7 protein-coding genes are annotated in these 12,984 nt (G+C 65.6%); 5 read left to right on the top strand and 2 right to left on the bottom strand.

Going from position 1 to position 12,984, the window contains the following annotated elements:
- Window positions 1–90: 90 nt before the first annotated feature.
- Window positions 91–2,739 (bottom strand): TonB-dependent receptor domain-containing protein, encoded by a 2,649-nt coding sequence (locus tag ACK4MH_RS01805; protein ID WP_409713855.1) that lies wholly within the window; start codon window positions 2,737–2,739, stop codon window positions 91–93.
- A gap of 82 nt (window positions 2,740–2,821) precedes the next feature.
- Entirely contained in the window at window positions 2,822–4,339 is a 1,518-nt protein-coding gene (locus tag ACK4MH_RS01810; RefSeq protein WP_409713858.1) for a hypothetical protein, read from the bottom strand.
- A 503-nt stretch (window positions 4,340–4,842) separates the two neighbouring features.
- Between ACK4MH_RS01810 and ACK4MH_RS01815 the strand changes: the two genes are divergently transcribed.
- The 5 genes from ACK4MH_RS01815 (at window position 4,843) to ACK4MH_RS01835 (ending at window position 12,975) form a co-directional block, all read left to right on the top strand.
- Window positions 4,843–6,093, top strand: coding sequence for a TetR/AcrR family transcriptional regulator (locus tag ACK4MH_RS01815; RefSeq protein WP_409713861.1), 1,251 nt, complete (start codon window positions 4,843–4,845; stop codon window positions 6,091–6,093).
- Window positions 6,094–6,367: 274 nt separating this feature from the next.
- The gene (locus ACK4MH_RS01820) at window positions 6,368–8,575 is read left to right on the top strand and encodes a TonB-dependent receptor (protein ID WP_409713864.1); all 2,208 of its coding nucleotides are present in this window, start codon (window positions 6,368–6,370) and stop codon (window positions 8,573–8,575) included.
- A 73-nt stretch (window positions 8,576–8,648) separates the two neighbouring features.
- Window positions 8,649–10,232: an alkaline phosphatase D family protein gene (locus tag ACK4MH_RS01825; protein ID WP_409713867.1), complete on the top strand. Its 1,584-nt coding sequence runs from the start codon at window positions 8,649–8,651 to the stop codon at window positions 10,230–10,232.
- A gap of 24 nt (window positions 10,233–10,256) precedes the next feature.
- Window positions 10,257–11,021 carry an acid phosphatase gene (locus ACK4MH_RS01830; RefSeq protein ID WP_409713870.1) on the top strand — a complete coding sequence of 255 codons (765 nt, stop codon included), beginning with the start codon at window positions 10,257–10,259 and terminating at the stop codon, window positions 11,019–11,021.
- A 94-nt stretch (window positions 11,022–11,115) separates the two neighbouring features.
- On the top strand, window positions 11,116–12,975 hold the full coding sequence (locus ACK4MH_RS01835) for a Ca2+-dependent phosphoinositide-specific phospholipase C (RefSeq protein ID WP_409713873.1): 1,860 nt from the start codon (window positions 11,116–11,118) through the stop codon (window positions 12,973–12,975).
- Window positions 12,976–12,984 lie beyond the last annotated feature (9 nt).

The raw sequence follows: 12,984 nt of genomic DNA on the forward strand, positions 1-12,984 counted from the left end.
AAGAACCTCGCGTGACACTTGCGAGGTCTGCGGATGGAATGTCTTAAAAACGTCAGGGGTCGATACGGGACCGACCCCTGACAGGCTGTTCTAGAAGCGCGCGGTCAGGCTGACCGAGGCGCTGGATCCGAGATCGTAGTTGTTGATCCGTATCTTGCGGCCCTGCTCCTGATATTCGTCGTAGTCGGTGCCGAGGAGATTGCGCAGCTCGATGGCGAGACCCAGGTCCTGCCCGATCACGGTGAAGTCCTTGCGATACACCAGGTCGAGAAACACACCCGGATCCTGAATCAGATCCGGCTCGCCGGGACGGCCACGCGCCGAGGTGCGCTCGGAGACGTAGTTCACGATGATGGTCGCTTGCGACTTGGCCGCGTCGTCTTCCCAACCGAACTGAAGGTTGGCGACGTGGTCCGACTGGCCCTGAAGGCGGCTTCCATCGATGACGTAGAAGGAGGCCGGTTGGGCGACGCCGAGGCTGGACTGGGTCGTGACGGTGTCGCCGTCTTCGACCTTAACCTCGGAGTTGGAGTAGGTGTAGTTGCCCGAGACCAGCCAACGCTTGCTGGCGATGAAGGGCAGGCCGTTGTCCGGGAACTCCCAGAACTTCTTGGCCTCCAGTTCGACCCCTTTGACGATGGCCTTGGGGGCGTTGATGAAGGTCTGGGAAATGCTGGCGCCCTGATCGACGACGCTGGATTCAACCGGCTTGTCCAGATCCTTGTAGAACAGGCCGAACGTCACATACTGGTTGCGGGCGAAATACCACTCGTAGCGCGCATCCAGATTCAGGAATTCGGTGTTCACCAGATACGGGTTGCCGATGAAGGTCCTGTCGCTCTCGACGTCCGTATATTGCTGCGGCGCCAGTTCGCGGAACTGAGGGCGTCCGATGGTTTTGGACGCGCCGAACCGCAGTTGCATGTCCTCGGCGAAATTCCAGGTAACCGTCGCCGCCGGCAGCACATAGCTTTCGTCGATTTCGGTCGGAAGGAAGCCGGTCGCGGCGCCGAACAGGTCGAACGGATTGACGCTCTGTTTGCCGTCCTCGAAGCGGACGCCGAGGTTCAGGTTCACCAAGGGGATGACCTCGGCCTCCACCTGACCGTAGACCGCATTGATCCTCAGGTTCCCATCATAGGCCGAAGCGCCGTTCGAGCCCGTGATTTCTTCCAGCTGCAGCGTGGAGCCGATGTTGAAATCCGAGAACAGATAGTCGACGCGCGAAAGCTGCTGTTCGGGGGTCAGGCCGTTCGGGGCGATGAAGTGCAGGATGCGCTGCTGCGACGAACGATCGTTGTCGCTGCTCGCCACGCCCAGGGTGAACTTGGCTTCGCGCGCTTCCGAGAGCGGCAGGGTGTAGCTGACGTCCGCGCCGCCCGAGACGATGGTGTCGTCCAGATTGCTGAACGAGATCCGGTTGGCCTGGAGATTGTGGATGATATCGCCGGCCGCGTTCTTGCCGTAGCCGAACTGGGTCTCATACGGCGCGTCGCGCGAGGTCTTGGCGTAGGCCGCACGCCAGGTGAAGTCCCAGGCGCCCGCCGTGTGATCGCCGGACAGCTGGGTCGTGAAGAGCTGACGGGCGAACCATTCCGTATAGTCGGTGCGGCGATAGGCGCCGCCGCCCAGATCGTCGAAACCAGCGACCGAGCGGGCTTCCTTGGTGACGTTTCGGACGTAGAAATTGGTCCACTTGATCTCGTTGTCGTCGTTCGCCAAGCTCAAAGAGCCGAACAGATTGAGACCGATGTTGTTCTCGTTGGAGCGGAACACATAGTCGTCGGCCAGAACCAACTGACCGCTGTCGATCCGGCCGGATTGCCGCACGCCTTGGCGACCCTTCCAGCTGTTGTCATAGCCCGCCACGAAGACGGCGCCGAGCGTGCCCCACGGCGTCTGCATCGCGTTGCCGCCGGTCAGGCTGAAGCCGAGGTTCGCCGGGGTTTGCTCTTTCTGTAGAAGCCGCAGCGGAGCGTTTTCCAGCGACTGGCCGAGGGTCCTGAGCTGGTCCGCCGTATAGTCGGGGCCGGCCTGGATCCGCTTGCCCGACGCGAACGCCAGATCGATGCCGTCGGGAACGCTGCGCGTGCCGTCGTCGAAGCCCGTGAAGTCCGTGCGCGATCCGTAATAGATCAGGTTGTTGCGGCCGGTGAACTCCGTGTCCGCACCCACCGAAGCCTTCATCGTGAAGAAGGGCCGCGTCGGCGTCGACAGGGTCTGCAGGTCGATGACGCCGCCGCCGAATTCACCGGGGAAGCTGGCGGAATAAGTCTTCTGAACGGTGACGCCCTTGAGGATGTCCGACGGGAACAGGTCCAGCGGGATCACGCGTTGCAGCGGTTCGGGGCTGGGAAGCGGGGAACCGTTCAGCAGGGCAGAGGAATAGCGCTCGCCCAGACCGCGAACATAGACGAACCGGCCTTCGACGACCGACAGGCCGGTGACGCGGGTCAGGGCCGCTGCGGCAGTGGAATCGCCCGTACGCTGCAGGTCCTCGGCCGTGAGGAAGGCGGCCACCTCAGGGCTGGCGCGGTTTGGCTCGGGGATGAAACGGCCGAGAACCACGATCTCATCGACGGTGGACGGCGTCTGATCGACGTCGGCCTGTGCCTGAGCCGCAGGAGTTTGTTCGACCGGGGCGGACGGGATTTCAGTTTGTGCGGATGCGACGCCAGGCGCGACCATCGCGCTTGTGGCTAGCAAGACCCCTGTCAGGGTCAGAGTAAGAGTCTTCATGATCTGCGCCTTGAAGGGGGTGTGACGAAAACAGGCGAAATGGGACGAGGACCCGACTGGGTCCTCGTCCGCCTTTTCGTCATCAGCAGGTCGAACCGGCCGCCAGGCCGCAGGTCCAGCCGAGGTACCAGGTGTCGGCCGCGTTCCTGACGGCGCCGATGTAGGTGACCGAGGTGAAGAACGGATACAGCGCCGGTGCGTTGGCGGCCGTGACCGCCGTCTCGTTGGCGCCGTTGATAAAGGTCAGACCGTTGTTCGTCATGGTCGCGCCCGCCGGAGCCGTCATCGTCGACGTGCCCGCCGCGGTGTTGTTGACGTTGGTGGCGTTGATGAACACCGCTTCCGTCGCAGCCGCGTTCACGTTGCTGTCGTTTTCATAAGGACGCGAGCAGGCGAAGTAGACCGAGCGGAAGATCGGCGCGTTGGTCACCGTCTGCGCATCGTCGATGTCGAGGCAGGCCGCCGCCGAGGTCGTCGGGTTGGTGAAGACCGAGTTGATGATCGACGGCGAGGTGCCGGTGTTCAGAGTGATGATCGCATCGGCGGCCACGGCGGCGTTGCGGCCCACGATCGTGAAGTTCGAGATCTTGGGCTGGGCGAAGTAGGTCGTGCCCGACGGCGCGGCCGACCATTCGAAACCACGGCTGCCGTTGGTCACGGCCGTCGGCTTCTGGGTGATGATGCCGAACTGCGCGCCACCGCGCCAGCCGGTGTCGGTGTCCAGTCCGTCATCGTCGGCGCCGTTGATCACCAGATAGCTGAGATTGACGTTGCCGCCGAAGATTTCGATCCCGTCGTCCGACGAGTTGTAGGACTGGAAGTGATCGACCGTGGTGGCCGAGCCGACGCCGGCCAGGGTCAGAGCCTGCAACTCGTTGTTCGGCGAGATTTCAAAGCCGGAATAGTTGACCTGAACATAGCGCAGGCGGCCCGAGTTATCGGCCGGGCTGTTGCCGCCGTAGTTGGCGCTGGTGCCTTCGATCTGACCGACGCAGGCTGCGTTCGGCGCCGTGACGCCCACCGGACAGACGGCGGTCGGCGCGCGACCGGCGATGACCAGACCACCCCATTGTCCCTGCGAGGACGAGGTCGTGGTCCCTTCGACATTCTGCCGGCTCGTAAAGATGATCGGGCTGGTCGCGGTGCCTTCGGCGAAGATTTGCGACCCGCGATTGACCAGCAGATAGTCGGTTCCGCCCGAGGCGAAGACCTTGACGCCCGCTTCGACGGTCAGGATGCCCTGGGTCGAACCGGCGGTCGGAGCGGCGGCGTCAGGCCCCCGATCGGTGCCGACTTCAGTGCGGCCGGAGATCGAATAGATGGTGCCCGCGCGCAACGGCACGGTCAGCGCGCCGAGGATTTGCTGGGGAAGCTGGCAGACGCGCAGGGTGCCGTTCGCGATCAGACCGACATTGGCGAAGCCCGTGGGGCAATCGGTCGCCGGCGTGCCGTTGCCGGGAGCTGGAGTGGTCGGACCGCCGCCACCGCCGTTGCCGCCGCCGAAGTCCCCTTCGCCAGGCGAAGCCACCTCGGCCGAGCCGCAAGCGGAGAGGGCGAGAACGCAGGTTCCAGCCAATAGAATGTTGTTCAAGCGAAGCATCGAGATCCCCTGGAAATATGCACGGGCCACTGCGCATCAGTCTGACGCAGTCCAGCACCCCTTCCACTGGGTCTATGCTTTTATTGTAATAGACTCATGACATCAGGGCTTCTTATTGTCTAATTGTCTCCATACGGACAATTTGAAATATTTCTGAACAATCACAATTGCGAAAAATTGGCCTTCTATTTTGAAACGACATTCAGAGCGTTTAAAATTACTTGATCCGTAATAACCGCAGTATTCACAAATTTGTAAAACTCTACCCCGGAATGACAGTTCGGTCGGTCTAACGCTAGCTTGTCTCCACTGCATGCCGGGTAGTAGGCTGATCGGAGGCCCTACTCGCTGCTGGACGATCAAGTTTGGACCGCAGATCGCCCGGCGGCTAAAAGCACTGCTCAAGTGAGAGACCTTTACGGCGCTCCCAGAGCAAATCCGACAGCGACAGTTGTTCAATTCCCAGGCCTCGACACGCCATGACCGTCCCGGCATTGAGACCTATGCCCGCTTCCCCGACAACCAGCCGCGCCATCGACGCCCAGCAGATCGTCGAGGCGGCTATCGCGCATGCGACCCGCGAAGGGCTGAGCAGCCTGACCTTGCGCGATCTGGCACAGGCCGTCGGCAAGAGCACGACCGTCATCGTCAATCTGTTCGGCGCCAAGTCCGGCCTGATCCAGGCTGTCGGTGAGGAAGCCCTGCGCCGGGACGCGGACTTCCATGCCCGGTTCTTCCAGGCCGTCGCCGGCCTGCCCGTCGAGCGGGACAATCTGCTGGCCTTGATCCAGCACTATCTGAACCTGCGGGCGGGGCATGAGGCGGGTTTCGTGCGGATCTGGGAAGCCCTGTTGCTGGACGCCGAGACCGGCCCCGAGCGTCGCGACCTGATGGCTCGGTGGGACGCCATGCGATGCGAGGCCTGGCGCAATCACTTGGCCGCAAATGACAGGCTGGCCGAGTTCGCCGCGCCGCTCGTCGCCTGGCTGACCATGGAGCAGTTCTATGCCGTCGCGCTTTCGGGGCGCAGCGACTATGCGATCATCGTCGCCGAAGGATTGGGCGGGTTGGTCGATCACGCCTTCGGGCGTCCCGACGGTCCAGCGACCGCGACCTTGTGGCGGCGTGAAAATCTGGTGCTGCCCAAGGCGCCCGCCGAAGGTCTGGCGCCGGAGTCGATGCGGCGCAAACTGCTCGACATCGCCGCCGACCAGATGCTGGCCGGCGGGGTGACGGCGGTCACCAACCGTTCGGTCAGCGTCGTCGCAGGCACCTCGACCTCGACCATCGCCTATCACTGGCCCGACATGCGCCGGTTCGTGCTGGACGCCGTCTGGCACAGCGTGTTCCGCGACATGCCCCGCTACCTCGCCGGTCAACGGCCCGAAGGCGATCCGGCCGCCGCCGATCTGGACAGCTGGGCGCGCATCATGGCGCCGACCGTGTCGATCCAGCCGCAGGCCGAGGGGTTCTACGTCCGCTACGCCCGCCTGATCGCCAGCGCCTGTATCGAGGCGCGGCGAGACCCGTCGCTGCAGGATCTCGTCATGCTGCTGCGCGGCCCCGAAGGCGGCGGCACCTATTACAACAGCGCGGGCGTCTGGCCCGCCGAGTTCGCCCTGAACCGCCTGGCGGCCACGCGCTTCGCCTTGTGGATCAAGGGCGCCGCCCTGACGGCGCGCGCGACGGGCGCCCCTATCCTTAGAACGGACCTTCAGGCGGCGGCATTGCGGTTGGTTGCGCGTTGCACGTGACAGAACACGCGTTACCCGCGAACTGCGAGCTTAATAGCAGAGCCTGACAGAAACAGTTCAGAGAAGCGTCACAAAAGCATTGTTCGAGCACCCTATTGGCGGATCGTTGTCGAACAGTTGTTTTTCTGGCGCGGCGAAGGCGGCTCAGGCCTCCTCCCCTGTGCTTGTCGTCGCCCCGCCTGACCGCCGGATCGCGACTGTTCGACGACACCCCGAAACGCTTCGGCGCGCGAGGGAGGGGGTCTCCCCGCGCGTCGCCCGAAGGATGGTCAACATGCAACGTCTTCTCCTCGGCGCCTCCGGCGTCGTGCTCGCCTTTGCGGCCATGCCCGCAGCGGCCCAAACCGCTTCCGAGGTTCACACCGCGACGGTGCAGGACATCGTCGTCACCGCCCAGCGTCGCGAACAGTCCAGCCAGGACGTCGGCCTCGCCCTGACTGTCATTGGCGGTCAGGACCTCGACGAAAAGGGCGTCAGCGTCATCAACGACATCGAAAACGTCGTCCCGAACATGGAGGTCGACAGCCAATTTGGCAGCGGCCAGCCCAGCTTCCGCATCCGCGGCATTGGCACGCGCGAATACTCCTCGAACAACGCCTCCACCGTCGGCATCTATGTCGACGAGGTCGCCCACCCCTATACGATCACCACCCAGGGCGCGATGTTCGACATCTCGCGACTGGAAGTGCTGCGCGGACCGCAGGGCACCCTGTATGGCCGCAACACGACCGGCGGCGCGGTAAACATTATCACCAACGCTCCGACCGTCGATCAACGCGCCGGTTTCTCGGCCGAATATGGCTCCTATGATCGCTACAAGGTCGAGGGCTATGTCTCGGGCCAGATCGCGCCCGGCCTGCTGGGTCGTTTGGCCGCCGTCACCGAACAGGGCGGCGCCTGGCAGTACCACCGCGTGACCGGCCAGAAACTGGGGGATCGCGACAAGACCGCACTGCGCGGCCGCCTGACCTGGGACGCCTCGCAAGACGTCACGGTCGATCTGTCCGCCACCTATTCAGTCGACAAATCGGATGGCCTGGGCTTCCGCCTGCGTGCGCCCTACCCCGTCTTCGACGGCAGCGTCACCTATCCGGCCGATACGGCCCGCCGCATCACGGGCTGGCAGATCTCGCCGGCCCTGGCGGCCGTGTCCGGTCGCAGCCTGGACGCCAAGCCGGGTCGCGACAACGACGGCCTGGACCTCAGCGCCCGCGTCCGCGCCGACCTGGGCTGGGCCACGCTGAACACCATCACCGCCTACCAGACCTTCAGCCGTTCGGAATACAACGACTGGGACGGCACGCCGGCGGCGGAATCGGACGTCTATTTCTACAACGACATCAAGGCCTTTTCACAGGAGGCCCGCCTGTCGAACGAGGAGGGTCGCCTGAACTGGATGGTCGGCGCCCACTATGCCGACGAAAGCGTCGATGGCGGCTTCTACACCGAGTTCCGCGGCGCCAATCGCAACCTGATCAACACGCCCTATGATCAGTCGGTCCAGGCCATCGGCGTCTTCACGCACAACAGCTTCGCCCTGACGGATCGCCTCAGCCTGATCGCCGGCCTGAGGTATGAGAACGAAGACCGCAGCCTGACCACGACCGGCACACGCCGCCTGAACGTCGCGGTCGGCCCGGAGACGACCTACGAGACGTCACTGTCGGAATGGACCGGCCGCTTCGGTCTGGAATATGACCTGGCCGACAACGCCCTGTTCTACGCCAGCGTGGCGCGCGGCGTGAAGTCAGGCGGCTTCACCACCTACAACGGCCAGTCGCAGACGCCTTTCAAGCCTGAAGTCGTCATCGCCTATGAGACCGGTATCAAATCGGACCTGTTCGACAATACCCTGCGCGTCAACGGCGCCGTCTTCTTCTACGACTACGAAAACCAGCAAATCCAGGGCAACGAATACAGCCGCGAAACCGGCCAGCTGGGCAAGATCACCAATGTGCCCAAGTCCGAAATCTATGGCGGCGAGATCGAGCTGACCTGGACGCCGTTCGCCGGCCTGACGATCAGCCAGAACTTCGGCTACAAGGAAGGCGAATATAGCGAGTATTTCGCCATCGACGCTGCGGCGACCAACGCCGCCAATCCGGTCAACGGCCCGTGGGACATCATCATCTCGAACGACCGTTCGGGCGAACCGCTGCAGTTCCCCAAGTTCAACTATGGCGGCTCCATCGCCTATGACTGGTCGATGGCCGGCGTCGCCCTTCGCGCCGAAACCAACTACAATCAGCGCGACGGCATCTACAACGCGTCCTCGGCCTCGGTCCTGCCCGGCTACTGGCTGTGGAACGCCAATCTGAGCGCGGGGCCCGAGAACGCCAACTGGCGCGTCGGTCTGTGGGCGCGCAACCTCTTCAACACCGAATACGAAGAGACCCGCAACAACTTCAACGGCGGCGCGCGTCCGACCAGTTCGCCGAACGAAGGCCGCACCGTGGGCGTGCGCCTGACGATGGACTTCTAAGCCAAGTCGCCATCGGCGGGCCGGTTCTTCCGGTCCGCCGCCCTCTTGCCTACGCCTGCCAGGACCGTCGCCGATGCTGATGCTCAAACCTTCGATGCCGCTGAGCCGCCGCGCCCTGATCGCCGGCCTGGTCGCCGCCCCGGTCGTGCTGCGTTTCGGCCAGGCGCAGGCCGGCGGCGCCTATCTGTTTCCGCTCGGCGTCGCCAGCGGCGATCCCTGGCTCGACGGTTTCGTTCTGTGGACCCGGCTGGCGGCCGATCCCGTCGCGCCCGACGGTCTGGGCGGCCTGTCGGGGCCGGTCGAGGTGCTGTGGGAAGTCGCCACGGACGAAGGCTTCGGCCGCATCGCCGCCTCGGGCCGTGTCGTTGCAGACGTCTCCGCCGCCCATGCCGTTCACGTCGAGGTTCAGGGCCTGCGCCCCGGCCGTCCCTATTGGTATCGTTTCACCGCCGCCGGTCAGCAAAGCCCCGTCGGCCTGGCGCGCACCGCGCCCGCGCCGAACGCCTCCGTCGAACGGCTGCGTTTAGCCGTCGCCTCCTGTTCGAACTGGGAGTCGGGCTATTTCAGCGCCTATGGCCACATGGCCGACGAGGCGCCGGACCTGACTCTGTTCCTGGGCGACTACATCTACGAATACAGCCGCACCGGCGCCCAGACGGCCAATGTCGTTCGTCCCTATGGACTGGAAGAGGCCACGACCCTGGCCGGTTATCGCAACCGCTACGCCCTGCACCGCACCGACGCCGATCTGCAGCGCCTGCACGCCGCCGCGCCCTGCTTGGCGACGTGGGACGACCACGAGATTCAGGACGACTATTCCGGCATCTGGTCCAAGACGCCCAGCGTCGCGCCGAACGATTTCCTGCGTCGCCGGGCCGCCGGCTACCAGGCCTTCTATGAAGCCATGCCGATCCGCCGCATTCGCCTCGATTCCCGCCTTCAGATGCCGATCCATCGCCGCATCCGATACGGAAACCTGGCCGAATTCTTCATGCTGGACGGACGGCAGTATCGGTCCAAACAGGCCTGCAGCGACGGCCCGAACGGCGGCAAGGGGCAGGTGGTGACCGACGCGGCCTGTCCCGACCGCCTGGACCCGTCGCGCACCTTCCTGGGCTTCGAACAGGAAAACTGGCTCTACGACGGCCTGGCCCGGTCGCAGGCGCGATGGAACATCCTGGGGCAGGACCTGGTGATGGCGGGATTGCGGTTCGGCAACGGCGACGCGCAGACGCGCTATTGGACCGACACCTGGGACGGCTATCCCGTCGCCCGCGACCGGATGACCGAAGCTCTGGCGACCCTCAAGCCGCGCAATCCCGTCGTGCTCAGCGGCGACTACCATTCCTTCTGGACCAACGACGTGAAGCGCGTCAGCGCCGACCCGTCGTCGGCGACGGTCGCCACCGAGTTCGTCGGCACCTCCATCTCGTCCTCAGGCCCGCCCTACGACGCCCTGATGGCCAACATGCCGAACAACCCGCAGATCAAATTCTTCGACAGTCGCGTCCGGGGCTACATCGCGATGGACATCACGCCGCGCCTGATGACCACGCGATATCAGACCATCAGCGACGTTCGCGATCCCAGGGCGACCCTGTCCACCCTGAACACCTGGGTCGTCGAGGACGGCCGTCCCGGCGCCCAGCTCGCCTAAAATCCAACAGTTCCAGAGTTCCCAATGAGCGACTTCCCTCACATGCGTCGCCTAGCCGCGACGGCCCTGGCGTTCGCCCTCGTCGGCTGCGCCAGCGCGCCGGCCCCCGTCTTCTGGACCGGCTTCCGCGATCATCCGCACGGCTATCTGTCAAAGGACAGCGCGCCGAACGCCGCCGCCTTCCTGTCGCCTCCGCCCCAGGCCGGCTCGCTGCGCGAGCAGGACGACATCGCCGTCTATCGCGCCACACGCGCGCTGAAGGACACGCCGCGCTGGGCCCAGGCTCGCGCAGACAATGAGATCGAGACCCCCAGCGCGCCCCGCGTCTTCGACGAGGCCCTGGGCATCCGCTTCACCCCGGAACGCATGCCCGTCCTGACCCGCCTGCTGGGCCGAATGCTGGGCGACCTGGAGACCATCCAGACCCCCGCCAAGCGCGGCTTCGTGCGTCCGCGCCCCTTCGTCACTGAACCCGCCGAAACCTGTATTGCCCCCGAACCCTGGCTGGCTGCCAGCGGCTCCTATCCTTCAGGCCACTCCGCCCTGGGCTGGGCCTGGGCGCTGGTTCTGTCGGAGATGGCGCCCGACCGCGCGGACGAAATCCTCGCACGTGGTCTCGCCTATGGCGAAAGCCGCGCCATCTGCGGCGTGCACTACGCCAGCGACGTCGAGGCCGGCCGCATTGTCGGCGCCGCCCTGTTCGCCCGCCTCAAGGCCGACCCGGCGTTCCAGGCGGATTTCGAGGTCGCGCGTCGGGAGTTGGTCGAGGCCAGACAGGCGAGCCGCTAGCAGCGCCTGTCACGCCGCTGTTGAGGAAGCGTGGTTCACGGTCGTTGTCTGAAGGACGCGCGACTTCCAGCGGCGTCCTCCCCGGAGATCGATCATGAGCGCTCTTATCATCGCCCTGCTTCTGGGCGCGTCGTCCTGCGAGCCGACCGCCGCCGATGTGGGCGCAGCGGGCGGGGACGCCTGTGCGCGGGTCTGGATGGATCGGTCGTTGCGGATGAACGACATCGCCGCGGTCGGGACCCACAACAGCTACAAACTGGCCATTCCCGAGGCGGAACTGGCGGCGATGACGGCGGTCGATCCGCGCGCGATGGGGCTGGACTACGCTCATCGTCCGTTGACGGAACAACTGGACGACGGCGCGCGTCAGCTGGAGATCGACGTGCTGAACGACCCCCAGGGCGGGCGCTACGCGCATCCGGCCTCGGCCCTGGGTCGAGCACGCCAGGGCGTGCCGACGAGCGCGGGCTTCCAGGACGCCATGGCGCGGCCGGGGATGAAGGTGCTGCATATGCCCGACGTGGATTTCCGCAGTTCCTGCCTGACCTTCGTCGCCTGTCTGACCCAGATCCGCGACTGGTCGGCCGCCCATCCCGATCATGCGCCGATCCTGATCATGCTGAACGCCAAGACGGGTGCGGCCTCCATGCCGGGCGGCGTGGCGCCGATGGACTTCGACGCGGCGGCCTGGGACGCGCTGGACGCCGAGATCCGTTCGGTGTTCGACGCCGGTCGCCTGATCACGCCGAACCAGGTGCGCGGCGACCACGCCACCCTGCGCGAAGGCGTGCTGGCCGGCGGGTGGCCGACGGTCGGCGAGGCGCGCGGCAAGGTCTTCTTTGCTTTGGACGAAGGCTCGGAGAAGGTCGCGGCCTATGCGGCGGGCCGTCCGTCGCTGCAAGGCCGGGCGATGTTCGTCAACACCGACGAGGCCAGCCCCGCCGCCGCCTATCTGACCCTGAACGATCCGGTGGCCCAGCAGGATCGCATCCGGGCAGCCGTGCGCCAGGGCTTCATCGTCCGCACCCGCGCCGACGCCGACACGGTCGAGGCCAGGGCCGCCGACGTCGGCCGTCGCACCGCCGCCTTCGCCAGCGGGGCGCAATATGTCTCGACCGACTACTATTGGGCCGATCCGCGCTTTGCGACCTATGAGGTGCGGCTGCCGGGCGCCCAGGCGGCGGCGTGCAATCCGGTGCGGGCGGCGGCGCGGTGCGACGGGCTGGCGGTCGAGATGATCGCGGGAGCGCCCGTGCGCGGCTATCTGGCGGCGGCGGATCGACCGGACCTGACCACCGTGCTGGCCCCGCCGCCCGAGCCGGGCTCGCCCCGCGACATCGCCAACGCCGGGGTGTTTCGCGAGACCCGCGCCCTTCAGGGCACGGCGCGCTGGGACATGGCGACCGGCGACGTCACGGGCGACAAATACGACCACTTCGCCCAAGCGCTGGGCGTGCGCCTGACGCCGGAACAGGCGCCGGTGCTGACGGCCCTGCTGGATCGGTCGGGCAACGACCGGTCAGTGGTCGGCCTGGCCAAGGAACATTGGGGCACCAAGCGCCCCTATATCGGCACGGACCTGCCGATCTGCGAGGCCAAGAGCGATCACCTGGCGGGCAATCCCGACTATCCGTCGGGCCATTCGGCGCACGGCATGCACATCGCCATGATCCTGGCCGAACTGGCGCCCCAGAGGGCCGACGCCCTCTATGCGCGCGGTCGCGAGTTCGCCGAGAGCCGCTTCGTCTGCGGCTCGCACAGCTACAGCGCCGCCGAGGCCGGCATCCTGTCGGGCGTGGTCATCTATGGCGCCGAACAGCGCTCGGAGACCTTCCGCCGCGACATGGAGGCGGCGCGCGCCGAGGTGCAGGCGGCGCTCGCCCAGACCCGCCCAGAGGCCCGTCCAGAAGCAGCGTCGGGGGCTGTTCCGGGGTCGAACGCGACAGCGCCGTGAACATTGGAT

The sequence above is a fragment of the Brevundimonas sp. genome (genome assembly GCF_046295075.1).
Lineage (GTDB): Bacteria > Pseudomonadota > Alphaproteobacteria > Caulobacterales > Caulobacteraceae > Brevundimonas.